The organism is Brevibacterium permense, from assembly GCF_025506275.1.
In the GTDB taxonomy this organism is placed as follows: domain Bacteria; phylum Actinomycetota; class Actinomycetes; order Actinomycetales; family Brevibacteriaceae; genus Brevibacterium; species Brevibacterium permense_A.
This window is the reverse complement of the sequence record NZ_QYCP01000095.1, coordinates 153974-177531: the sequence shown is the minus strand read 5'-3', so window position 1 is coordinate 177531 and position 23558 is coordinate 153974. Positions and strand designations below refer to the sequence as shown.

General features: G+C 63.9%; 17 protein-coding genes and 1 tRNA gene. 10 read left to right on the top strand and 8 right to left on the bottom strand.

Features of this window, described 5'->3' with window-relative positions; translation table 11 throughout:
- The first annotated feature begins 121 nt into the window (after window positions 1–121).
- Both D3I60_RS17095 and D3I60_RS17090 read left to right on the top strand, forming a co-directional pair.
- On the top strand, window positions 122–1321 hold the full coding sequence (locus D3I60_RS17095) for a cytochrome P450 (protein WP_262777875.1): 1200 nt from the start codon (window positions 122–124) through the stop codon (window positions 1319–1321).
- Between the two features lie 99 nt (window positions 1322–1420).
- On the top strand, window positions 1421–2770 hold the full coding sequence (locus D3I60_RS17090) for an MFS transporter (protein WP_262777873.1): 1350 nt from the start codon (window positions 1421–1423) through the stop codon (window positions 2768–2770).
- 121 nt (window positions 2771–2891) lie between these two features.
- Here D3I60_RS17090 and D3I60_RS19240 read toward each other — a convergent pair whose 3' ends face one another.
- Complete coding sequence (locus tag D3I60_RS19240) at window positions 2892–4904, bottom strand: AAA family ATPase (RefSeq protein WP_262777872.1); 2013 nt, start codon at window positions 4902–4904, stop codon at window positions 2892–2894.
- Here D3I60_RS19240 and D3I60_RS17080 point away from each other — a divergent pair.
- A complete protein-coding gene (locus tag D3I60_RS17080; protein ID WP_262777870.1) occupies window positions 4855–5985 on the top strand; it encodes a tyrosine-type recombinase/integrase in 1131 nt (376 codons plus the stop codon). The genes D3I60_RS19240 and D3I60_RS17080 overlap by 50 nt on opposite strands.
- A gap of 77 nt (window positions 5986–6062) precedes the next feature.
- On the opposite strand, the gene D3I60_RS17075 is transcribed toward D3I60_RS17080, so the two are convergent.
- A tRNA-Leu gene (locus D3I60_RS17075) sits at window positions 6063–6139 on the bottom strand.
- A 90-nt stretch (window positions 6140–6229) separates the two neighbouring features.
- On the opposite strand from D3I60_RS17075, the gene D3I60_RS17070 reads away from it, so the two are divergent.
- Window positions 6230–7516, top strand: a complete 1287-nt coding sequence (locus D3I60_RS17070; RefSeq protein ID WP_262777869.1) for an MFS transporter — start codon at window positions 6230–6232, stop codon at window positions 7514–7516.
- A gap of 69 nt (window positions 7517–7585) precedes the next feature.
- Window positions 7586–8488, top strand: coding sequence for a polyphosphate kinase 2 (gene ppk2 / locus D3I60_RS17065; RefSeq protein ID WP_262777867.1), 903 nt, complete (start codon window positions 7586–7588; stop codon window positions 8486–8488).
- A gap of 189 nt (window positions 8489–8677) precedes the next feature.
- Here the strand turns inward: ppk2 and D3I60_RS17060 are convergent, their stop codons facing one another.
- The 5 genes from D3I60_RS17060 to D3I60_RS17040 all read right to left on the bottom strand — a co-directional run bounded on the left by D3I60_RS17060 (window position 8678) and on the right by D3I60_RS17040 (window position 12222).
- Window positions 8678–9868 carry a TIGR01906 family membrane protein gene (locus D3I60_RS17060; protein ID WP_262777866.1) on the bottom strand — a complete coding sequence of 397 codons (1191 nt, stop codon included), beginning with the start codon at window positions 9866–9868 and terminating at the stop codon, window positions 8678–8680.
- A 68-nt stretch (window positions 9869–9936) separates the two neighbouring features.
- Entirely contained in the window at window positions 9937–10863 is a 927-nt protein-coding gene (locus tag D3I60_RS17055; protein WP_262777864.1) for an AEC family transporter, read from the bottom strand.
- 161 nt (window positions 10864–11024) lie between these two features.
- Window positions 11025–11342 (bottom strand): hypothetical protein, encoded by a 318-nt coding sequence (locus tag D3I60_RS17050; protein WP_262777862.1) that lies wholly within the window; start codon window positions 11340–11342, stop codon window positions 11025–11027.
- Window positions 11343–11482: 140 nt separating this feature from the next.
- Window positions 11483–11830 carry a DUF202 domain-containing protein gene (locus D3I60_RS17045; RefSeq protein WP_139907387.1) on the bottom strand — a complete coding sequence of 116 codons (348 nt, stop codon included), beginning with the start codon at window positions 11828–11830 and terminating at the stop codon, window positions 11483–11485.
- On the bottom strand, window positions 11830–12222 hold the full coding sequence (locus tag D3I60_RS17040; protein WP_262777860.1) for a YidH family protein: 393 nt from the start codon (window positions 12220–12222) through the stop codon (window positions 11830–11832). The genes D3I60_RS17045 and D3I60_RS17040 overlap by 1 nt, the downstream gene beginning before the upstream one ends.
- Before the next feature lie 176 nt (window positions 12223–12398).
- Here D3I60_RS17040 and D3I60_RS17035 point away from each other — a divergent pair, with 176 nt between their 5' ends.
- Both D3I60_RS17035 and hrpA read left to right on the top strand, forming a co-directional pair.
- The gene (locus D3I60_RS17035) at window positions 12399–13721 is read left to right on the top strand and encodes an Nramp family divalent metal transporter (protein WP_262777858.1); all 1323 of its coding nucleotides are present in this window, start codon (window positions 12399–12401) and stop codon (window positions 13719–13721) included.
- A gap of 51 nt (window positions 13722–13772) precedes the next feature.
- A complete protein-coding gene (hrpA, locus tag D3I60_RS17030; protein WP_262777857.1) occupies window positions 13773–18080 on the top strand; it encodes an ATP-dependent RNA helicase HrpA in 4308 nt (1435 codons plus the stop codon).
- Between the two features lie 171 nt (window positions 18081–18251).
- Here hrpA and D3I60_RS17025 read toward each other — a convergent pair whose 3' ends face one another.
- Entirely contained in the window at window positions 18252–18620 is a 369-nt protein-coding gene (locus D3I60_RS17025; protein WP_262777855.1) for a hypothetical protein, read from the bottom strand.
- Between the two features lie 162 nt (window positions 18621–18782).
- Here D3I60_RS17025 and D3I60_RS17020 point away from each other — a divergent pair, with 162 nt between their 5' ends.
- The 3 genes from D3I60_RS17020 to D3I60_RS17010 all read left to right on the top strand — a co-directional run bounded on the left by D3I60_RS17020 (window position 18783) and on the right by D3I60_RS17010 (window position 23486).
- Window positions 18783–20375, top strand: coding sequence for a peptide chain release factor 3 (locus D3I60_RS17020; protein WP_101545124.1), 1593 nt, complete (start codon window positions 18783–18785; stop codon window positions 20373–20375).
- Between the two features lie 152 nt (window positions 20376–20527).
- Window positions 20528–21613, top strand: coding sequence for an inositol-3-phosphate synthase (locus D3I60_RS17015; RefSeq protein ID WP_262777853.1), 1086 nt, complete (start codon window positions 20528–20530; stop codon window positions 21611–21613).
- Window positions 21614–21902: 289 nt separating this feature from the next.
- A complete protein-coding gene (locus D3I60_RS17010) occupies window positions 21903–23486 on the top strand; it encodes an AbgT family transporter (RefSeq protein WP_262777851.1) in 1584 nt (527 codons plus the stop codon).
- Window positions 23487–23558 lie beyond the last annotated feature (72 nt).

Here is a 23558-nt window from a genome sequence, read left to right as displayed (position 1 = left end):
TTCCCCGTGCGGGTCGGGTTAATACTCCGGAAAAGCCCGTTTGCTCCGGGGTCCGTTTCGGCGGAACCTAGCCATAGTCGCTTTGACCGTGACACCCACATTCTGCAAAGGAGCAGTATCAATGGTTAGTTTGCCTGCTCAGACCGCGATGCCGGTCGCTGACTGGTTTGATCCGCACGCGGCGATGCGGGACCCCTACCCGCAATTCGCCCGTCTGCGTGAGCTGGGGCCGGTCGTCTTCGCCCCGAGCGTCAACCGGGTGCTCCTGACCACCCATGCCGCTGTATCGGAAGCCGAACAGCACCCCGAGTGCTTCTCCTCGCATTCACGGCAGAACCCCACGATGGTCCGGGCGCTGGGCGGCCGGCCGATGCTGCGCAAGGACGATCCCGAACACGCCGCCGAACGCTCGGCGATCAACCCCACCCTGCGACCGAAGACAATCAAGTCCGTATGGTCGCCCAAATTCGCCGACAATGTCCTCACCTGGCTAGATCACCTGGTTGAGGTCGGGCCTGACGAAGCCGATCTCAACCGTGATTTCGCGGCCCCTGTGGCCAGCCAGAACCTCATCGACCTCGTCGGTTTCCCCGACGACGTCGATGTCGAGAGCATGCGCCGTTGGTCGACGTCCTACATCGCCGGCATCGGCAACATCCTCGACGAACCGCAGATCTGGAAGTGGGCCGAAGAGAGTCAGACCGAGGTCGACGCGATCCTCGACCGCCTCATACCGCGCTTGCGAAAATCCCCGGATGCCTCGATCACATCTCATCTCATCGAGGTCGGCCTCCCCGACAACGTCGTGCGAGCTAACGTGCATCTGACGATCTCGGGCGGGATGAACGAGCCGCAGCATATGATCACTAACCTCGTCTGGGCACTCTCCGAGCATCCCGATCAGCGGTCCGCAGTGCTCGGCGGCGAGACCGGATGGGACAGTGCTTTCGAGGAGACCGTGCGCTGGCAGTCACCGATCGGCATGATCCCCCGCGAGGTCATTGCTGACACTGAAGTGTGTGGCGTCCCGATCGAGTCCGGCACCGACGTCGGGCTGCTGCTGGCAAGCGCGAACCGGGACGCCGATATGTTCACCGATGCCGACGTCTACGATGTCAGTCGGAATGCTCGTGGACACCTCGGCTTCGGCAGTGGCGTACACATGTGCGCCGGGCGATGGGCTGCGAAGAATGCGATCGCCAGCTGCGCATTGCCCGAACTCTACCGCCGGCTGCCCGAGCTGACTGTCGACCGAGAACGCGAAACCCGATGGAACGGTTGGGTCTTTCGCGGCATTTCCGCTCTTCCGGTGACCTGGTAGCGCTGCACAGCCCTCCCCTTAGCTCGACGAGACCTTCCTTCTCCAAACTACCGCGAAGCCGAACCTATTGACCTCGCCCCCTGACAAGGACGTCACGACATGGCCCAGTCCACGCAAACTTCACCAAGCACCTCGCGCCGAGAACAGCGCAAGGTCGTTGCTGCCTCAATCATCGGTACGACCATTGAGTGGTACGACTTCTTCATCTACGCCTTCGCCGCCAACCTCATCCTTGCGGAGCTTTACTTTGAGCCCGCTGGTCCGGAGTTCATGCAGATCCTTTCGCTCGTCACGATCGGACTCTCATTCCTCTTCCGCCCCCTCGGAGCCTTCCTCGCCGGGCACTTCGGCGATCGTCTCGGACGCCGGCCGATGCTCGTCTTCACCTTGCTGCTTATGGGACTGGCGACGACCGGCATTGGGCTCCTTCCCACCTACGAGTCGATCGGTATCGCCGCGCCGGTCCTTCTCATCTGCCTCCGTATTCTCCAGGGACTCTCGGCGGGTGGCGAATGGGGCGGTGCAGTTCTCATCGCTGTCGAACATGCACCGGTGAAGCACCGTGGGCTCTTCGGGATCTTCCCCCAACTCGGCGTTCCTTTCGGCATGCTGCTCGCCTCGGCGATGCTTGCCCTCGTGCAGATCATCGCGCCGGGGGACGCTTTCGCCGAGTGGGGATGGCGGGTGCCGTTTCTCTTCTCCATCGTCCTCATCATCCTCGGCTTCATCATCCGCCACACCGTTGACGAATCACCCGTGTTCAAGGAGATCGCCGACACCAGAGCGCGCGAGTCTGCTCCGATCGTCAAGGTTTTCAAGCACCACGCCCTCCTCGTCGTGCTTTGTGCGCTCTTCTTCGCAGGCAACAACGCAGTAGGCTACATGCTCACCGGCGGCTACGTTCAGGGTCTCTCCTCCCGGCCAATCGCCGAAGGAGGACTTGGCTATGATCCCGTGGGCGTCCAACTCGCAGTGCTCTCCGCTGCCGTCGTGTGGGCGATTGCGACCTTCGCCGCCGGGACGCTTACGGATCGTTTCGGCCGCAAGCCCGTGGTCACCGTCGGCTGGTTCGTTCAGGCTGCGGCGATCGTGCCGCTCTTCGAGTTCGTCTTCAACGGTGGTATCGCCGGTGTCCTCATCGGTACATGCCTGCTCGCCGTCGGTCTCGGACTCACCTACGGTCCGCAGGCAGTCTGGTACGCAGAAGTGTTTCCGCCTTCGATCAGGTACTCGGGCATCTCGATTAGCTACGCCATCGGCGGTGTACTCGGCGGAGCGTTCGCTCCGACGATCGCGCAGCTCCTACTGCAGGCTTTCGGTTCGACCTGGGCGATCGTCGTCTATCTTCTGGCCATGTCCGCGATCGGACTCATCGCGACCTCGCTACTCAAGGATCGCACAGGAGTTGCGCTCAAGGCCGAGGCAGATTCGACGGGCATCCATGGCTGAATTCGGGAGAGCTCGGACGCACCAGACTGTTGATTCCCGAAGGACGCGGAGAGTTCGTTCTGCGCCGAGGCATGCCGTTCGATCAACGGTTCAACGATACATAGATAGCATTTCAGACTCTTCAACAGGGATACTCGGCCTCATCCACGCTGAGCTGACCGTCTTCGGCTCGGACGCGCAACTTTGAAATTGGTCGAGACGCGAGCAATGGGAAGATTTCACTTTCAATAGTCCGCTGAACCTGCCGAGCTCCGAACCGAGCATCGTGGGCGGAATGAACGACCCACTCGACGACGTCGTCGTCGAAGTCGATCTGCCACCCCTGGTGCTCGAAACGAGTCATTGCACGCTCGAGTTCCATCCGGGCGAGCTCGCGCAGTGCGTCGACGGAGAGGGGGTCGAAATGGACGGTCGCGGTCAGGCGGCCCTGTAGTTCTGGTGGCAACGCATCGCTGATGGCGGCATCCTGACGGCTGGCATCATACTGATCTACCTCTCCGAAACCCGCCGATCGAACGCTGGCTTCTCGTGCTCCGAGGTTCGAGGTGAGGATGATGATCGACTCCGCAAATGAGGCAACGCGGCCCCGGCCATCCGTGAGCATGCCTTCGTCGAAGACCTGGAGGAAGACGTTCCATACGCTCGGATGGGGCTTCTCGAATTCGTCGAGGAGGATGACACTGCGCGGTTTCTCGATCACCTTTGTCGTCAGGAGGCCTTCGGTCGAACTGTTCTTCCAGACCTTGCTAGCTCCGATGAGCTTCATCCTGGCGTCATCTTCGTTCGCATACTCCGACATATCGAGGCGGATGAGAGCGTCGGGCGACCCGTAAACAGTATCGGCAAGTCGTTTGGCTGTTTCGGTCTTACCGACTCCGGAGGGGCCGGCGAAGAGGAAAACGCCATGTGGACGCTCAGGCCGCAGTTTCAAGCCAGTCAAGGCAGGTGCCAACCGGCCAGCAAGAGTGCTGACGGCAGCATCCTGGCCGCGCACCTCGGCGAGCAGTCGTGATTTCAGCCCTTCAGCGGACAGGGCAGATGCGTTCGAAGCTGAACACTCGAGGTCTCTGCCGCTGATAATACGGCCCCCTCGCTGCCGGGCTCGTGCGACTGCTGTCTCGACTCGGCTGATTGCCAAACCCGGCTGCCCCAAATACTCATTCGCAGCAGCTGGGGCAAGAGCTGAAGCCAACTGGTCCTCATTAAGGCTGAACCCTGCGGCATCGACGTGAGCTCCGGCCATCGTGCGGACGATGTCGACCATTTCGTCGCGTGGAAGGGTCCCGAGACGGATGTGCGCGATGGTGTCGGTGAGGTCAATGTCGAGTCCTTCAAGCGCGTCGAGTCGCTCGTCATTAAGGACGATGAGGAAGCGGATCATCCCCAGTGCTGCAGCCTGGCTGACGCGCTCGATGAAGTCGCGGTCGATCGATCCAGTCTTGCCCAGCCTCGCGATCTGGTCGAAATCATCGATGACGATGGCCTCGGGAACGCTGGCTTCGTGCGCGACGACAGACTCGAGCCTTGCTTGCAGCGCGTCGGTCGGAGAGAGTCCGTCCGCGACGAACGGACGCAGAATCATCGGCTGTCGGGACATGCGCAATTGCGCAACGACCTCGTGGAGCACTGCGGTGCGCCCGGTGCCGGGTCTGCCGGTGATCGAGACGATCGGGGGATGCCTCCGTACCAGCTGAGCTGCGATCTCGGCACTCTCTTCCGGCCGGTGGAGTATCTGGGCTGGGGAGATCGGACGGCGCTGTGCCGGCGTCTGTGGAGTCTCGATGTGCTCGCTCCCTCGCGGGGGTGGGGCCTGCCATCCGCGAATGGTCGGCACCGTGGATGGAAGCTGCGACACCCACGTCTCGACTGGAAGCGGAAAGGTACCGGGCAGTCCGTTGGACGTATGCCCGAGCAGTGCCACCAGTCCCGGTTCGACGAGGTCGACTTCGGACCAGGCGTCCTCGAGGCTGTCGTGGGGGAGTAGTGGGTCGTCGGTCGAGACAGTTTCGACGAGGCCGAAGTCATTTTCGACCTCGACGATCTCGCCCGGGGAGTCTTCAGCCGTCGAGACGAGACCATAGACGATGAGGTCGAAGCCGAAATGGCGGGCACGAGCGAGGTTCCGTGACTTCACCGGTAAGACACGGCAGCGGGAAGCGTATGGCGCCTCCGGTGCCAAGGCCGAACGCAACCTGCTCAAGGCTCTCCGCGACGAGATCGAATCAGCTGGCGACTCGATATCCGGCCGCACCACTGTGGCGGAACTGTCGACGATCTGGCTGGCCGACCCGGACCTCACCGACAACTGCACGGACCAAACTATTGAACGCTACACAGACAGCGTGAACCAGCATGTTCTCCCCGCGCTCGGCGAATACATGATCATGGAAGCCACGGTCTCCCGAGTTGACCGCTTCCTCCGCAACCTTGCGTCATCGACTCCGGGGCTGGCAAGGACCGCGCGATCCGTCCTCAACGGCATGTTCACACTGGCTGTGCGCCACGATGCAATCCGGTCCAATCCGGTGCGTGACGTGCGCCTGCCGTCGAAGCCGAAGAAGCCTGTCGAGGCCCTTACAGTCGAAGAAGTCGGTGCGCTTCGTGAAGGTCTGCGCACATGGCAGGAGGGAGCTGGCTATCGCGGGCCGCGGCGCGGGACCGACGTGCTTGATGTGGTCGACGTCATGCTCGGGACGGGGCTGCGGATCTCCGAAGTGCTCGCCTTGCGCTGGGAGGACGTCGACCTCAGTGGACAGCCGACCGTGACTGTGACAGGTACCCTCGTCTATCTCAAGAAGAAGGGTCTGCAGAGACAGTCCCATACCAAGACTTCGAGCGGCTTCCGGGTCCTCACTCTGCCGCAGTTCGTCGTGGATGTCCTTCTGCGGCGCAGCGTTGAGGCGATTCCGACGGAGACGAACGCCGTGTTTCCTTCTGGTAAGGGCACCTGGAAGTGGCCGAACAACTATCGGCGCACCCTGCGTGAGGCACTTAAAACAGTGGAAGACTCCGGCGAGATCTCGCCACATGTGTTCCGGAAGTCAGTGGCCACGCTCATTGACGCCGAGGCGACGCTCGAGGCCGCCGCAGCAGTCCTCGGGCATTCGGGAACGACGGTCACTGCCAAGCACTATGTGAAGAAGGCAACCGCGGTCCCGGACATGTCCGAAATCCTCAACCGATTCGGGCAGAACGGAAACGAAAAAGATGGGTAAGCGTGGGGTACTCGACTCCCCATCGGAATCGGCGTAGTTTGTGAATGCGCATCATTGCAGGTGAAAGCCACTTTCTATGGTCCCCCCACTGGGATTCGAACCCAGACTGAATCGATTTTAAGTCGACTGCCTCTGCCGATTGGGCTATAGGGGGAATGCTCAGAACACACTTTATCGGCAAAGCTCGGCCACCGCGATCTGAGACATCCCGCGGACGAACCTGGCACACGGCTAACCTGGAACGATGACGACGAACGGACCCACCCGGCAGGCCTGGGTGATCCTCGTCGTCGGCGTCCTCACACAGATGGCGGCGACCATCGCGATCGCCGGACCCGCCTTCCTCATCCCCTATATGCACTCCGACCTCGGGTTCACACTCACCCAGGCCGGCACCGTCGCTGCCGCACCGAGCTTCGGACTCATCCTCACCCTCATCGCCTGGGGTGCATTTGCCGACCGCTTCGGTGAACGCCTTGCGATGACCTTGGGCATAGGTCTGACCGCTGTGCTCTCGGCGGCTGCGGTCCTCGTCGTCGACTCGCCGATCTGGATGGTCATCGTCATCGCCGCCTCCGGCGCTGCCGCCGCCTCGGTGAACTCGGCATCCGGTCGCGTCGTCATGGGGTGGTTCCCCCGCCACCGCCGAGGACTGGCCATGGGCATCCGCCAGATGTCCCAACCCCTGGGCACGAGCGTGGCCGCCGTGACCATCCCGGCGATCGCCGCGGCCGGCGGATTCCCCGCCTACCTGTGGTTCGTCGCCGCCGTGACCGGACTGCTCGCCCTCATCTGCTTCGCCGTCATCCGCAACCCGCCGGACCAGGCTCCCACCCGCGCCGAGGTGGCCGAACTCGACAGCGACATCGATCCGGAGACCGAACGCCACGGACAGACCGAGTCCGGGACCGCCTCGGCGGGGGAGGGGAAACCCGGCACCACCTCGGCGATCAATCCCTACCGCAGCGATTCCTTCCTGTGGCGCATCCACGCGGTCTCCGCGCTGCTCGTCGTTCCCCAGTTCGCATTCTCCACCTACGGACTCGTCTGGCTCATCGCCGTCCAAGGGATCGGAGCAGGGGCCGCCGGAGCGATCGTCGCGATCGCGCAGATCGTAGGCGCAGTCGGTCGCATGGTCGTCGGCGCGCTCGCCGACCGTACGGGATCCCGCGTCGGCCTCATGCGCATCGTCGCCGTCGCAGCGGTGATCGTCGTGGTGGCCATCGCCATCCTGTCGCTGACGGAACTGCCCGCCGTCGCCGCAGTCGTCTTCATCCTCGCCTCAGCCGTCTCAGTGGCCGATAACGGACTGGCCTTCGCCTCGGTGGCCGAAGCCGCCGGACCGCGCTGGTCGGGCAAAGCGCTGGGAGCCCAGAACACGGGACAGTTCGTCATGTCGGCCCTGCTCGGCCCCGGATTCGGTGCCCTGGTGACGGCATTCGGCTATCCGCTGTCCTTCGGACTCATCGCCATCGCCCCACTATTGAGCGTCGGAATCATCCCGCGTCGCGACGTCGATCGCATAACCTGATATTCATCTCGGCACATTATCGTGCACGAGGCACACAAGCCGGTGTCGACAGCGAAAGGGAAGGATCTCGTGAACAATCTGTTCCAAGAGAATCTGCGGGAGTACATCGACAAGCTCCGCCTCGAAGGGTACACTGTCGAGGACAGTCAGACCACGGATCCGCACCTCATCGACCCCATGGGCCGGGCCGTCGAAACGTGGCGTGAGGGGTATCCGTACGACGAGCAGATGGACCGCGAAGAGTACGAACTCGAGAAGTACAAGCTGCAGGTCGAACTGCTGAAGTTCCAATACTGGGGTCAGGACACCGGCGCCAAACACGTCATCGTCTTCGAAGGCCGCGATGCTGCCGGCAAGGGCGGAACGATCAAACGCTTCACCGAACACCTCAACCCGCGTGCCGCCCGCGTCGTGGCGCTCAACAAACCCTCCGACCGCGAGGCCGGACAGTGGTACTTCCAGCGCTACATCTCCCACCTGCCCACGAGCGGGGAGATCGTCATGTTCGACCGCTCCTGGTATAACCGGGGCAACGTCGAGAGAGTCATGGGATTCTGCACCGACGACGAATACGAGACCTTCATGGAACAGGCTCCCGTGTTCGAGAAGATGCTCATCGACTCCGGAGTCCACGTCACGAAGTTCTGGTTCTCCGTGACCCAGAGGGAACAGCGGACCCGGTTTGCGATCCGTCAGATCGACCCGGTGCGGCGGTGGAAGCTCTCACCGATGGATCTCGAGTCCCTCGATCGCTGGGACGACTACACGGAGGCGAAGGAAGAGACGTTCCGCCGCACGGACACCGACCACGCTCCGTGGATCACGATCAAGAGCAATGACAAGAAACGCGCCCGCCTCAACGCGATGCGCTACTTCCTCAACCAGTTCGACTATGAGGACAAAGACCCCTCGGTCGTCTACGAAGCCGACCCGCTTCTGGTCCGCCGCGGCCGCGACGCCGTCGACGACTAGTCAGCAGTCGCCCACCGTCACCGAGGCGGGAGAACGCTGGTCCGGTCCACCGACTCCGGGCAGAAATTCGGCCGGGTGGAAGGGGAAAGACCACCCGGCCGGAACCGTGGAGCGGGACTCGAACCCGCTGTACAGTGACGCGCTGCTGTGCCGCCGGAGGCCGATGCTCCGGACTGCGGCGAAACCGAATCAGATCTCTGCTTCGGCGTCCTTACGTGCCTTGCGCAGCGCCCGGCGCTTCTTGTGACCGGTGAAGCTGAGCAGGAAGAGGATGATCGCCAGGAGCACGAACAGCCCGCCGCCGGCGATGCCCGCATCGACCCAGAACTGAGGCGGGAAGAGGCGGATGAGCGAATCATCGGCGTAGAACTCCCAGGTCCCATCGGCGAAGAACACCTTGTGGAACCCGCGGAAGAAGCTGTCCCAGCCGAGGACGGCGACAACGGCGACAGCGGCCATGACGATGATGCTGAAGATCGACCCCAGACGCACGCCTGCATGGATGCCCGATCCGTTTCTGCGGCACATGTAGATGCCGAACAGCACAGATCCGATGATGCCGACGAGAGCCACGAGGTAGAGCAGCGAGATCAGACCCTTGACGTCAGCCATATGGCTGAGTTCGTCGGAGATGAAGATCGGCTCCCCGTTGGGCATGACGATATCGGCGAGGTAGCGCCGGGAATCGAAGTTGTGCAGATAGTCGATGACATAGGTCCCGTAGTGCTCACGGTCGGCGGCACTGAAGCCGAACTGATCGGCCGGGAAACCGGGCCGGAAGTACTCGAACTTGAGGAAGATCCCCGAGGCGACGAAGCGCACCGCCAGAGCCAACAGGACGAAGGGGGTGGCGAGCATGATCCAGATCGTGCCGATGACATCGAGCACGGACCGACGTCGTTCGGGCACCTCGGGATCGCGGGCATCGGTCGACGTTGCCGCCTTCGACACCGCGGCCCAATCGGCTTCGCTCATCACCGCGGTGCGCGCATTCTGCGGCACCTCGCGTGTGGCCCCTGCATCGGTCGAGGATGATGCCCCGGCTGTCGATGCAACGGCGGCCGAATCCGTGCCGGCTGACTTCTGCGCGGCGGTGTGGTCGGCGGTACGCGTGCTTGCGGTCGCGGGCTGAGAGGTCGGATTCGTCGAGTGGGCGGGAGTCACCCTCACCGGACCCGTCGAGGGCTTCGCATCCGCGGAATGCTTGGGGGCATCCTCGGCAATGGGATCCGTGATCGGATCGAACGCCTCGGTGTCGGTCGAGGGATCATTGGCCGCCTCCAGAGGAGCCTGCGACTGCTTGTCGGCAGCACTGGCAGACCCTGAACTCATCCGCCTGCTCAGGAGGTCTTCGGTCTCGTTCTTCTCGTCTCTGGACACATCCCCATTGTCAGTGACCACAGGGTCCAAGCGGGGGAGGACACGCCACGGCGGCCGATTTCGCGGAGTCAGCCGAGGAGGGCGGCGATGATGACGAGAGCCGGAACGGAGAGCACGGTGGTGATGAAGACGGCATCGCGCATGAGCGCCTCGGATTGTCGGTACTGCATCGAGTATATGTAGACGTTCTGCGCGGTCGGCAGCGCGGAGGTGACGACTATGGCGAAGAGGTCGACCCCGTCGTAGCCGAGCAGAGGGCCGCCGATGGCCCAGGCGATGACCGGCTGAGCGATGATTTTGGCGCCGGTGATGTAGCTCAGCTGTGCGCGGCTTCCCTTGACGGGGATTCCCCACCCGTCCTTGAGCGAGATGCCGAACGCCAACAGGGCACCCGGGACCGCGGTGGCGCCGATCATGTCGATGGGTTCGAAGACGAAACGCGGCAGCTCGAAGCCCGTCGCCGAGGCGGCCACACCGGCTGCAGCACCGAGGACGATGGGGTTCTTGAGCACTTGGAGGATCGCGGAGTACCACTGCGAATCATGCTGCTTCTTGCCCGCACCGTCGAGCACGGCCATGCCGATGGGGGCGAGGACGAGCAATTGGAAGAGCAGGACCGGGGCGACATAGCCGATGTCGCGGAGGACATAGGCGGCGATCGGGATGCCGAGGTTGCCGATGTTGACGTAGCTGGTCGCCCACGCGGAGAACATCGCCTCCCCGGTGCTGCGCTTTCTGATCCACTTGGTGAGGACGAAGAGGGCGGCACCGACGATGAGCGCCGAGCCGCCGGTGGCGAAGAGGGCGGTGTTGAAGATCAGCCCGAGGTCGGTCTCGGAGACTGTGACATAGAGTAGCGTCGGGGTGCCGGCGTAGAAGACGAGCTTCGCGATGACCTGCTGGCCGTGGGGACCGAGTACGCCGGAGCGGCCGAGGACGAACCCGACCAGAATGACTCCGGCGATGACGGCGAAACCTTCGAATACGGCCAGCATGGGCTGCTCGGGTCCTCGCTTCCTGCGGCTGGGAGTGCTGCGGTCAGTCTGGTGCGGCTGGTGTCAGTCCCGTAGAGCGGGTACCAGTTCGGGACGGTCGGGATCGTCGCCGGGCGGAATGCACGGCGACGTGCGGAGGTCGAGCCTCCTCGACGGTGGGATCAGTCCGACTCGGCGATATCGGAGACGATATAGGAGGCTGCGGCGCTGACCGCGCTGACGGCGAACACGGCCGGCCATGCGCCGATCTTCTTCGCCAGGGGATGGGAAGCGCCGAACCCGCCGAGGTAGGCCAAGCTCAGTCCGGTGGCGGCCGGCCAGCCCTTCTTCACATACCAGGAGCGGGCGGCGTAGGCACCCGCTGCGGCGAGGACGACTCCGCCGAGGGGGCGGATCCCGGTCTCGCGGGCGGTGAGGAAGCCGCCGATGAGGCCGACGGCGACGAGTGGGGCGGTGGAGACTTCGCGTGCATCCTTCATACGCACCAGTTTAGGCGTGCAGGTCAGCGGACCGGACGGCGGTCTCATAACGCGGCATGCGCAGCGGGCGTGCGCGGTGTCGGGTGGAAGCAGATGGGATGCCGATCAGGCGGTCTGGAAGGTTGAGCGGGTGGAGAGCCTCAGAGCAGGCTGATCTTGATGACTGAGGCGATGCTCAGCACCGAAATCAGACACACCGAGGTCGTGAGGAAGATGACCGCCCATGGCGACGGCCGGCCGCGTTCGGCCCGAATCGAGACCGAACCGAGCCGGTAGCGTCTGACCTGCATGGCGATGGCGACGATGGCCATGCCCATGCACACGACGAAGAGCGCCACCGACCAGCCTTGGAAGACGTGGATGAAGCGCATGAAGATGAGGCTGACGACCGTCATCGTCAGACTCGTGCGCAGCCATGATTGGACGGTGCGTTCCGGCTGCAGAGCCGGATCGTCATGCGGCTGCGGTCGCGGTGAGCGGGTCGGCATCACAGCAGGCCGGCGAACACCAGGACGAGAAGACCGGCACCCAGCGCCGAGGCGAGGCTGACGATGGGGATGATGAGCGGCAGCGGCAGTGAGGTCTTGCGACGCATCGCCGATTCGATGCGATGCCAGCGGACGGCGGCACCGGCGGCGAGGACGAAGCCGATGACCATGAGCACGATCGACAGGGTCGCCCGCAGACCCGTGCTGAAGATCTCCGAGGTGAAGGCCTCGACGGCGATTCCGCCGCCGATGAACGCCAACGCGGTGCGAATCCAGGACAGGAAGGTCCGCTCGTTGGCCAGGGTGAAGCGAGGATCGGGGTCGACTCCGTCGGGGAAGGCCCATCGGGCGATGCGGCTGCGGGAGTCCTGCGATGAATTGTTCTCACTCACCCTTCGAGGATAACCGTAGACGGCGTGGGACTGGTGACATGCAATCACCGTTGTCACCTATCATGACTGTGGACATGCTGAGACCGCTGCGCCGCCGATATGCGGGAGAACCCGATGGAGGATCCCCGACCATCCGGTGAGTCTGTGCGCGGCCGAAGATGAAAGCGAATAACTCCATGAGTGAGCAGTCGAACGGTTCCGGCCCCGGCGACGCGGGCGACGCAGAGACCGTTTCCGGAATCGAAGAGGCCTCCGGCCCGGCTAAATGGAAGGTCATCGGTCCTGGCCTCGTCGTCGCGGCCACCGGCGTCGGTGCCGCAGATATGGTGGCGACCCTGGTGGCCGGCAGCCAGTTCGGCTACGGACTGCTGTGGGCAGTGATCGTCGGCGTCATCCTCAAGATCGTCCTCGTCGAAGGAGCCGGCAGGTTCAGCCTCGCGACCGGAAAGACGATCTTCGAGGGGTGGCGATCGCTCGGCCGCTGGACCACGTGGTACTTCGGGCCGTACATCATCATCTGGGGCTTCGTCTACGGAGCCACGGCGATGAGCTCGGCGGCGCTGCCGCTGGCCGCGCTCTTCCCCGGCCTCAACCTCACCGTGTGGTCGGTGCTCATGGGCCTGGCCGGCTTCGTCATGGTGTGGTTCGGCCGCTACGGCGTGTTCGAGAAGATCACCGCCGTTCTCGTAGGGATCATGTTCATCACCGTCGTTGGACTGGCGATCATCGCCGCCCCCAATATCCCCGATATGCTCACCGGACTGATCCCCATCATCCCCGAGGGCGGAGTGATCTACACACTCGCGCTCGCCGGAGGCGTCGGCGGCACCATCACCCTGGCCGCGTACGGCTACTGGCTGCGCGAGAAGGGCTGGCACACTCCGAAGTGGATGCGGGTGATGCGCATCGACAACTCGATGGCGTACGTGATGACCGGCATCTTCGTCATCGCTATGCTCATCGTCGGCGCCGAGGTCGTCCGTGCCGCGGGAGTCTCTATCTCTGCCGAGGACAAGGGACTGCTCGACCTCGCCGACGTCCTCAAAGCCCGCTACGGCGAGGTCGTGGGCATCGGCTTCCTCGTCGGATTCTGGGCCGCTTCCTTCTCCTCGATCATCGGAGTATGGAACGGAGTGTCCCTGATGTTCGCCGACTTCTGGGGGCATATGCGCAAGAAGCCGGGCGGACACCCCGACACCCTGACCGGCGGCAAGTACTTCAAGTTCTATGTGCTGTGGCTGACGTTCCCGCCGATGCTGCTGTTCGTACTCGGCAAACCGATCGGACTCATCCTCGCCTACGGTGTCCTCGGCTCGCTGTTCATGCCGTTCCTCGCGGTCACCCTGCTCGGCCTCCTCAACGGCAAGAAGATCCCGAAGGAATGGGCGAACAAGCTGCACACGAACATCGCTCTGGCGATCACAGCACTGCTGTTCATCATCCTCGGCATCCAGCAGCTCTACTCGGCGCTCGCCCCACTCTGGGGCGGCGGGGAGTAACCTGCCTCGGCGGGCCCGGGCCTGGGCATTGCCGCTAAGCTGGGAGACGCAATGGCAGAAGAGAACCCGACCCCGTCGACCACTCCAGCGAACACGAATCCAGGACGGCCGCCTCGGCGCGGGAAGAGCGGACGTGGGCGTTCGCAGCAGCGACGCAGAACCACGGCAGCGCACCATCAGCAGCGCCGGGCCCGGCTCAAGGACGCCCGCGCTGCCCATCCGGTCACCGTCACCTACCCCGAGGATCTGCCGGTCACCGCGGCGAAGGACGAGATCGCCGAGGCGATCCTGGACAACCAGGTCGTCATCATCGCCGGTGAGACGGGATCGGGAAAGACCACCCAGCTGCCGAAGATCTGCCTCGACCTCGGCCTCGGGATCGACGGACTCATCGGCCACACCCAGCCTCGGCGCATCGCCGCCCGGACTGTGGCCGAGCGCATCGCCGACGAACTCGACGAAGAGCTCGGCAGCACCATCGGCTACCAGGTGCGGTTCACCGCGCAGGTCGCCGATTCCACCCGGGTGAAGGTGATGACCGATGGCATTCTGCTGTCCGAGCTCTCGCGCGACAAACTGCTGCGCGACTATGAAGTCATCATCATCGACGAGGCGCACGAACGCAGCCTCAACATCGACTTCCTCCTCGGCTATCTCAAGGAAGTCCTCGACCGACGTCCCGACCTCAAAGTCATCATCACCTCGGCGACGATCGACCCCGAATCGTTCTCCGCTCACTTCGATGACGCTCCGATCATCTCCGTCGAAGGCCGCACCTTCCCCGTCGAGGTCCGGTACCGGCCTCTCGGGGACGATCCTGCCGATGACGATGTCGACGGGCCCGGCGAATCCGGGAACTACGAAACCGGAGTCGAGGAGCAGACCGACGGAATCATCGCCGCCGTCGACGAACTCGCAGCCGAGGCACCCGGTGACATCCTCGTCTTCCTCTCCGGCGAACGGGAGATCCGCGACACCGCCGATGCCTTGAGTGACCACCTGCGCAGACGTCCGCGGATGAGCAGCTGGGAGGTCGTGCCGCTGTTCGCCCGACTCTCGGCGGGGGAGCAGCAGAAGGTCTTCCAGCCCCATTCACGACCTCGCATCGTCCTGGCCACGAACGTCGCCGAGACCTCGCTGACGGTGCCCGGAATCAAATACGTCATCGACGTCGGCACCGCCCGCATCTCCCGCTATTCCAACCGCACTCGGGTGCAGCGACTGCCGATCGAGCGGATCTCCCAAGCCAGTGCGAACCAGCGCAAGGGCCGCTCCGGGCGCACCAGTGACGGCATCTGCATCCGCCTGTACTCGGAAGACGACTTCGACTCGCGTCCCGAATTCACCGATCCGGAGATCCTGCGCACGAACCTCGCCAGCGTCATTCTGCAGATGGCCTCACTGGGATTCGCCGCAAGCGATCAGGAGATCCTCGAGTTCCCTTTCCTCACCCCGCCAGAGGCCAGGGCCGTCCGTGACGGACGGACGATGCTCACCGAACTCGGGGCGCTGACCAGCGACTCGGCAGGGAAGATCCACGTCACCGAGATCGGTCGGAAACTCACCGTGCTGCCGATCGACCCCCGCTTGGCTCGGATGGTCATCGCCGGGGCGGAGGCCGGCTGCGGGGGAGAGGTCACCGTCATCGTCGCCGCGCTGTCCATCCAGGACCCCCGGGAACGTCCGGCGGAGGTCCGAGCCGCCGCCGATGAGAAGCACGCCCGATTCACCCACCGAGGCAGTGATTTCCTGTCCTACCTCAACCTGTGGAACTACCTGCAGAGTCTGCAGGCGGACATGGGATCTTCGAAGTTCCGTCGCCGCTGCAAGGAGGAATTCCTCAACTTCGTGCGCATCCGCGAATGGCAGGACCTCGTCGGTCAGCTGCGCTCACTGCTCGGCTCGGCCGGCATTCGCATCGAGAAATCAGTCTGGCAGCCGGGCGACGATGCCGACACGGCGGGATCCGCTCTCGATGGCGAGGGCGGCAAGACGAATGCTGCTGGGCTCGGTGACGGTTCCGACCGTGGTCAAGGCGGTCGCAGCGGTCGAGGTCGTGAGGGTCAGAATGTTCCTGGCGGTCACGGCACCCGCGGCGGTCGGGGCGAAGGAAGCGCTCAGGGCGGACGAGGCGCGAACGGCAAGATCGGATTCGCCGAACTCAGCGCCGCCAAACGCAGCGCGAAGAAGCAGGGAGGGACCGGTCCGGCCGGGGACACCGAGAAGCAGGTGGCAGCCGCCAAACTCGATCCGCACGCCGCCGCCATCCACCGATCGCTGCTCACCGGTCTGCTGACGATGATCGGCTCACGGTCGGAGCGGCACAAGGACTATCAGGGAGCTCGCGGCACCCGGTTCGCGATCTTCCCCGGATCCGGACTCTTCAAGGTCAATCCGGACTTCGTCATGGCCGCCGAACTCGTCGAGACCTCCCGCCTGTGGGCACGCACCGTCGCCGCGATCGATCCGGACTGGGTCGTCGAAGCCGCCGGTGACCTGGTCACCCGCCAACATTCGGATCCGCACTGGTCGACGAAGGCCGGCGCATCGATGGTGTACGAGAAGATCTCCCTCTACGGGGTCACACTCGTCAGCGACCGCCGCGTCGGATACGGCACCCTCGACTCCGAGGCCGCCCGGGATGCGTTCATCCGCAAGGGTCTCATCGAGGGCGACTGGCACGAACGCTTCGGCTTCCTCGAACACAACGCGGCCGTCATCGACGAGGCCGAGGAACTGGCCTCGCGGACACGGAACCGTCGCGTGCTCGACCAAGACGATGCCCTCTACGAATTCTTCGACGAACGGATTCCGGAGGGGATCACCTCGGCGGCGGATTTCCGGGGATGGTGGAAGAAGCAGAAGCGACGGGACGCGCACCTGCTCGACCTCACCACCTCGGTGCTGCTCAGCGACGACAGTGAGGAACTGACCGCCTCGGTGGCCTCGGATTTCCCGATGGAATGGGAACTGACCGACGGAACGCGGGCGAAGCTGCGCTACTCCTTCGACCCCGGCAGCACCGAGGACGGGGTGACCGTGGAGATCCCCGCCGAGGCGGTGCCCGCGGTCGACGCGGACGAATTCAGCTGGCAGGTCCCCGGCCTGCGCGAAGAACTCGTCGCCGCCTATATCCGGTCATTGCCGAAGAGCAAACGTCGCTACTTCGTTCCCGCTCCCGACGTCGCCCGTGAGATCCTGCCGGCGCTCACTCCATACCAGGGAAGCCTGCCGGACGTGCTCGCTGCGTACTTGAGCGAACGCGCCGGCGGGGGAGGGTTGAACGACCTCGTGCCGATCACGGTCACCGCCGACGATTTCGACCGATCGCGGATCCCCGCCCATCTGCGGCTGACCTTCCGGGTCGTCGATGGGAAGAAGACCGTCGGCCTCGGCGAGGACCTGACCGCTCTGAGAACAAAAGCCACACCCCAGGTGCGCAAGGCCCGCCAGAAGCAGAGCGCGTTCACCCCGAAGACTGGCCTGAGGGACTGGACGTTCGGTGAACTGGCCGACCCCGATCAGGCCGCAGCCGGCGTAGTTCCGGGGCTTGCAGACCGTTCGACATCGGTCGACCTCGTGGCCTTCGACACCGCTTCGCAGGCACGCTTGGCCACGCGAGAAGCGATCATCACCCTGCTGGGCCAGCACACGTCTGACGCACTGAAGTACCTGCAGGACGGGCTGACCACTCAGGAGAAGCTCATCCTCGCCGGTCATCAGAAGACCGCCGACGAGCTCCTGGTCGGGCTGATTCGAGTCGGGATCCGCGGCCTCGTCGTCGACCGGTTGGGGCCGACCGAGACGTCATGGGTGGCCACCGCCGATGAGTTCGCGCAGCTGCGCAAGGACGTCGACGCCGAGCTGCCGCTGACCTGTTCATCGCTGCTGCCGTCCCTGATGAAGGCGCTGCAGGCGGCGACCGAGCTCGACAAGCTCGTGTCGAAGGCCTCCTCATTGGCGATCCTGTCCAACCTCGCCGATGTGCAGGCGTGGCGAGCCTCCCGGACGACCGCAGCCGCCATTGCGGCGATGACTCCGCAGATGCTGCGCGAGCTGCCCCGCTGGGTGCGGGCCGAAGTGGTGCGCATCGGCGGAATGCAGGACTCGCCGATCCGTGACAAGCAGCTCATGGATCGAGTCACCGGCTGCAGCAGCGATGTGGTCAAGAAGATCGGCAATCGATTCCCGGCACTGGCGAAGTCCGAGTGGCCGCAGCTGATCGTGTCGCTGCCTGCCGAATGGGTCGAAGTCGTTGTGATGCTCGAAGAGCTGCGGGTGTCGCTGTTCGCGAACTCGCTGGGCACGGCACATCCGGTGTCGGAGAAGCGCATCGCGAAGTCTCTCGTCCAGCTCTGACCCGAGCATCACGCACTCCTAGCGGCGCAACGCCTCGTTGCAGAGGGGCGTTGTGTCACGAAGAGTGACCGACGCGCGAGCACCTGTAGGAAGCGCCACCAGCGAGGTGGTTCGGCGACGAAGCGCAGGGATTGCGACCACCCGTGCGCGGTGCGGGCCCGATGGCGAAGGTCAGACGTCGGCGAAGAAGCCGCTGAAGAGCCACCACAACGGCAGAGCTCCGGCGGCAAGTAAGGTGGCGACACTCCACCAGATGCGCCATTTCCACGTGCGACGGCGAGTGCCGATGAAGAGGAACGCGAGATAGAAGATGAGGCAGAATGCCCCCGACAGGCTGAGCAGCACCATCCCGGCCGCCTCGCTGCCGGAGGTGCCGAGATCGAAGAGGTACTTCGTCGTCTGCGCTATCTGCCAGGAGAACCAGATCGCCGCGCACAGCAGCGGGACACCCAGGACTCCAGCGACGATGAGCGGCAAAGCTTTGAGCCAGCGTTCCTTCGGCTCCGAACGGCCGGCGTATTCGACGAATTCCTCAGACATCGCACCCCAGCATATGGGCCGATTCCGACAGGACGCTGGATGCAACGCCCGTCGGCCACCTCGCGCATACGGTTCCGGCCATCGGACGCCCGGCACAAGCTGACCCCACACTGTGACTGAACGGACACGTCGGAGGAGCGCGAAGAACGATAAGATATTGCGGTGACTTCTGGCCAGTATTCCGTCAAGGACATCCGACACGAGGCGTCCCGCCGCCGCACGTTCGCTGTCATCTCCCACCCCGACGCGGGCAAATCGACGACCACCGAGGCGCTCGCCCTCCACGCCCGCGCCATCGGCCAGGCCGGAGCCACCCACGGCAAGGCCGGTCGCCGCGCCACTGTCTCCGACTGGATGCAGATGGAGCAGGATCGCGGAATCTCGATCTCCTCGGCCGCTCTGCAGTTCGAGTACCGCGACGCCGTCTTCAACCTCGTCGACACCCCTGGTCACGCCGACTTCTCCGAGGACACCTACCGTGTGCTCTCCGCCGTCGACTGCGCCGTCATGCTCATCGATGCCGCCAAAGGCCTCGAGGCGCAGACGATGAAGCTCTTCGAAGTCTGTGCCCACCGCAATATCCCGATCATCACGGTCGTCAACAAGTGGGACCGTCCCGGACTCGATGCGCTCGAACTCATGGACGAGGTCCAGCAGCGCACGGGCCTCCTGCCCACCCCGATCACCTGGCCCGTCGGCCAGTCCGGAGACTTCCGCGGAGTCCTCGATCGCATCAGCGGCGAGTACACGAAATACACCCGCACCGACGGAGGCGCGACTATCGCCGGTGAGGACACCTACACGTCCGAGGCGGCCGCCGACCTCGAAGGCGATGCGTGGACGACCGCTGTCGATGAGTCCGATCTGCTGGAGATGGAAGACCAGAACCATGACCAGGAGACCTTCCTCGCCGGCAAGTCGACCCCGGTGATGTTCGCCTCGGCTGTGCTCAACTTCGGCATCCACAAACTCCTCGACCTCCTCGTCGACCTCGCCCCACCCGCCGAGGCCCGCCTGGACAAGGATGACCAGCCCCGCCCCGTCGACGATCCCTTCTCCGGATTCGTTTTCAAAGTGCAGGCGGGAATGGACTCCCACCACCGCGACCGACTCGCCTACATCCGAGTCTGCTCGGGAGTCTTCGAGCGCGGAACCGTGCTCACTCATGCCAGCACCGGCAAACCCTTCGCCACGAAATACGCTCAGCAGGTCTTCGGCCGCGACCGCGATGTCGTCGACGAAGCGTTCCCGGGAGATGTCGTCGGATTGGTCAACGCCTCTGCACTGCGCGTCGGTGATTCCCTCTACCTCGACAAGAAGGTCGAGTTCCCCGGCATCCCGACGTTCTCACCCGAACACTTCATGGTCATCCGCGCCAAGGACTCCTCGAAGTACAAACAGTTCCGACGCGGCATCGAACAGCTCGACCACGAAGGCGTCATCCAGGTGCTGCGTTCGGACCTGCGCGGTGATCAGGCACCCGTGCTCGGCGCCGTCGGACCCATGCAGTTCGAAGTCGCCGAAGACCGGATGACCAACGAATTCAACGCTCCCTGCACCCTGGAGCGTCTCAACTTCTCCCTCGCCCGACGCACCACTCCCGAATGCGTGCCGACCCTGGCCCGGGAACGCTCGGTCGAGGTCCTTCACCGCTCCGACGGAGAGCTGCTGGCGCTGTTCTCCGACCGGTGGCGGCTGCAGGGCGTGCAGAAGAACCACCCCGACCTGGTCCTCGAGCCTCTGGTCGTCAGCTGAGACGAGCGCTGCCGCGTTCGAAGGCCGGTGTCCGGCATTTTGACGCGGAGATTATTATGGATAGTTGGGGCCGAAGCGAAGCCCTACAGGGCAAACCGCCCGCGTGGGACACTCCCGCCGCTCGGTGAAACCCAAACAGACAAAGGAGAATTGTGGGAACGAAATCGATTCGAGTTGCGATTGCCGGACTGGGCAACTGCGCCTCGTCCCTGATCCAAGGCGTGGAGTACTACCGGAACGCGTCGCCCGGGACGAAGGTTCCCGGCCTCATGCACGTGGAATTCGGGGACTATCACGTCGGTGACATCGATTTCGTTGCCGCCTTCGACGTCGACGGCAAGAAGGTCGGCGTCGACATCGCCGAGGCGATCACCGCCAGCGAGAACAACACCATCAAGCTCGCCGATGTGGAGCCGACCGGCATCGAGGTCCTGCGCGGACCCACCCTCGACGGACTCGGCGAGTACTACCGCGACACGATCGTCGAATCCGACCGCGAGGCCGTCGACGTGGTGAAGGCGCTCAAGGATGCCGCGGCGGATGTCCTCGTGTGCTACCTGCCCGTCGGTTCGCAGAAGGCCGTCGAGTTCTATGCTCAGGCCGCGATCGACGCGAAGGTCGCCTTCGTCAATGCCCTGCCCGTGTTCATCGCCGGCACCAAAGAATGGGACGAGAAGTTCCGTGCCGCAGGTGTCCCGATCGTCGGCGACGACATCAAGTCCCAGATCGGTGCGACGATCACCCACCGTGTGATGGCGAAGCTGTTCGAAGATCGCGGCGTCGTCCTCGACCGGACCTACCAGCTCAACGTCGGCGGCAACATGGACTTCAAGAACATGCTCGAGCGGCAGCGCCTCGAGTCGAAGAAGATTTCGAAGACTCAGGCCGTGACCTCGAATACCTCCGCCCAGCTGTCTGACCGCGACGTCCACATCGGACCCAGCGACTACGTCGAATGGCTCGACGACCGCAAGTGGGCCTTCGTCCGCCTCGAGGGCCGCAACTTCGGTGACGCTCCCGTGTCCCTGGAATACAAGCTCGAGGTGTGGGACTCGCCGAACTCCGCCGGCGTCATCATCGACGCGGTGCGTGCGGCGAAGATCGGCCTCGACCGCGGAATCGGCGGAGCCCTCATCTCCGCCTCCTCGTACTTCATGAAGTCGCCCCCGGAACAGCAGGATGACGACGCCGCCCACGAGGCCGTCGAAGCGTTCATCCGCGGCGAACTCGAGCGCTGATATCGCCGAGGCGGCCCACCCTTATCTGAGGTGCTGAGTCGCTTGCCGGCTGAGAGGGCGCCGATCGCAGACACCTGCGGTCGGCGCCCTGGTCTATTCATCGACGTCGATGTGAACTGAACCCCACGACCGCCTCGGCGAGGTGCGGAGCGAATGTGCATCCGGTATTTGAGATTCCCGTGACACAACGCCGATTGTCCATGACACTTGCATCTTGAGGTGATCGCTCTCTCATGAGCGATATCCGGCTCAACATATTCGCCGGCGCCGCCCCGACCGAGGAGAACCGATGTCGAGCACCACACCTGCGACCGCAGAGACGAGGAAAGACAGTTCCGAACTGAGCTGGCTGATGCGCGTCCTCGTCATCATCGAGAAGGCCGGCAACAAGCTGCCTCACCCGTTCTGGCTGTTCCTCTCGCTGGCAGTCATCGTCATGATCCTCTCGGCGATCTTCGCGTCCACCGGGCTCAACGCCGTCAATCCGGCAACGGACGAGAAAGTTACGGTGACGAACCTCTTTTCCACCGAGTCGCTGCGTGAGATCGTTGCGGGGGCCACGAACAACTTCGTCACCTTCCCGCCGCTGGGACTCGTCCTCATTGTGCTCATCGGCGTGGCTGTGGCCGAGCAGTCCGGGCTCATTCCGGCGATGCTGCGCGGAACCATCGCAGGTGCTTCCCCGAAGTGGATCACATTCATCGTCGCTCTGGCCGGAACCGCCTCGTCGATCGCCTCCGACGCCTCATACATGATCATGATTCCCCTCGGCGGACTCGCGTTCAAAGCCGTTGGCCGCAATCCGCTGCTCGGCTGCCTCGTCGCCTATGCCGCGACCTCGGGCGGCTATTCGGCGGCACCCATGGTCAACTCTCTCGACACGATCCTCGGCGGCCTGTCGACCTCTGCCGCACAGATCATCGACGCCGACTACTCCGTCAGCCCGGTCGCGAACTTCTACTTCAACTTCATCTCCATGTTCGTCGTCGCCGCCGCGGTGACCCTGGTGACCGAGCTGGTTCTGTCCAAGCGAGCCGACCAGATCGAACTCGACGAGGAGTCCGACGACGACCCAGACAACTTCGACGTCAAGATGGCCCTCGATTCCAAAGAGAAGCGCGGGATCATCATCGCCGTCGTCGCCATCGTCATCTGCGCGGCAGTGCTGTTCGCCCTCGCCTGGCCCGCCGGGTCATTCCTCCGCGATGACGCCGGAGGCTTCGGTCCCGAATCGGGGCTGATGGCCGGAATCGCCGCGATCATCGGCTTCGGCTTCTTCATCGTCGGCATCGTCTACGGCTACGCCACCGGATCGATCAAGCACACCGCCGATATCCCGGAGATGATGGGCAAGGGGCTGCTGCCGTTCGTACCGGTCATCGTCCTGTTCTTCGCCGCCAGCCAGTTCCTCGCGCTGTTCAAGATGTCCAACCTCGGCGAGATCATGGCGATCAAGGGTGCCGAGGTCTTCGGGGCCCTCAACACGGGACCGTTCGTCATCCTCCTCGGCGGGTGGCTGCTCGTGGCGCTGGGCGCACTGTTCCTCACCTCAGGTTCGGGACTGTGGACTCTCATGGCACCGGTGCTCGTGCCGATGTTCATGCTGCTGTCGATCTCCCCGGAGACCACCCAGGCTCTCTACCGCATCGGTGACTCGACGACGAACATCATCTCCCCGATGAGCCCGTACTTCGTCGTCGTCCTCGGCTTCATCCAGCGATACAAGAAGGACGCCGGCATCGGCACGGTGCTTTCATTCACGATCCCGCTGTCCTTCGCCATGTTCATCCTGTGGGGACTGCTGTTCTTCATCTGGTGGGCCACCGGAATTCCGTGGGGACCGGGCGCGGCCACTCACTATCAGATGGGCTGAGCCGGTCACCCGATGGGCCGATCCGGGAATTCTCGCGCAGGATCGGGTGTTATCCACTCCAGCATCACGATC

Coding starts and splice junctions, on each gene's coding strand:
- D3I60_RS17035 (WP_262777858.1), top strand. CDS start 12,399: ATGAGTGAGCAGTCGAACGGTTCCGGCCCCGGCGACGCGGGCGACGCA.
- D3I60_RS17095 (WP_262777875.1), top strand. CDS start 122: ATGGTTAGTTTGCCTGCTCAGACCGCGATGCCGGTCGCTGACTGGTTT.
- D3I60_RS17045 (WP_139907387.1), bottom strand. CDS start 11,830: ATGCCGACCCGCTCACCGCGACCGCAGCCGCATGACGATCCGGCTCTG.
- D3I60_RS17010 (WP_262777851.1), top strand. CDS start 21,903: ATGTCGAGCACCACACCTGCGACCGCAGAGACGAGGAAAGACAGTTCC.
- D3I60_RS17070 (WP_262777869.1), top strand. CDS start 6,230: ATGACGACGAACGGACCCACCCGGCAGGCCTGGGTGATCCTCGTCGTC.
- D3I60_RS17025 (WP_262777855.1), bottom strand. CDS start 18,620: ATGTCTGAGGAATTCGTCGAATACGCCGGCCGTTCGGAGCCGAAGGAA.
- D3I60_RS17055 (WP_262777864.1), bottom strand. CDS start 10,863: ATGCTGGCCGTATTCGAAGGTTTCGCCGTCATCGCCGGAGTCATTCTG.
- D3I60_RS17090 (WP_262777873.1), top strand. CDS start 1,421: ATGGCCCAGTCCACGCAAACTTCACCAAGCACCTCGCGCCGAGAACAG.
- hrpA (WP_262777857.1), top strand. CDS start 13,773: ATGGCAGAAGAGAACCCGACCCCGTCGACCACTCCAGCGAACACGAAT.
- D3I60_RS17050 (WP_262777862.1), bottom strand. CDS start 11,342: ATGAAGGATGCACGCGAAGTCTCCACCGCCCCACTCGTCGCCGTCGGC.
- D3I60_RS17080 (WP_262777870.1), top strand. CDS start 4,855: ATGAGGTCGAAGCCGAAATGGCGGGCACGAGCGAGGTTCCGTGACTTC.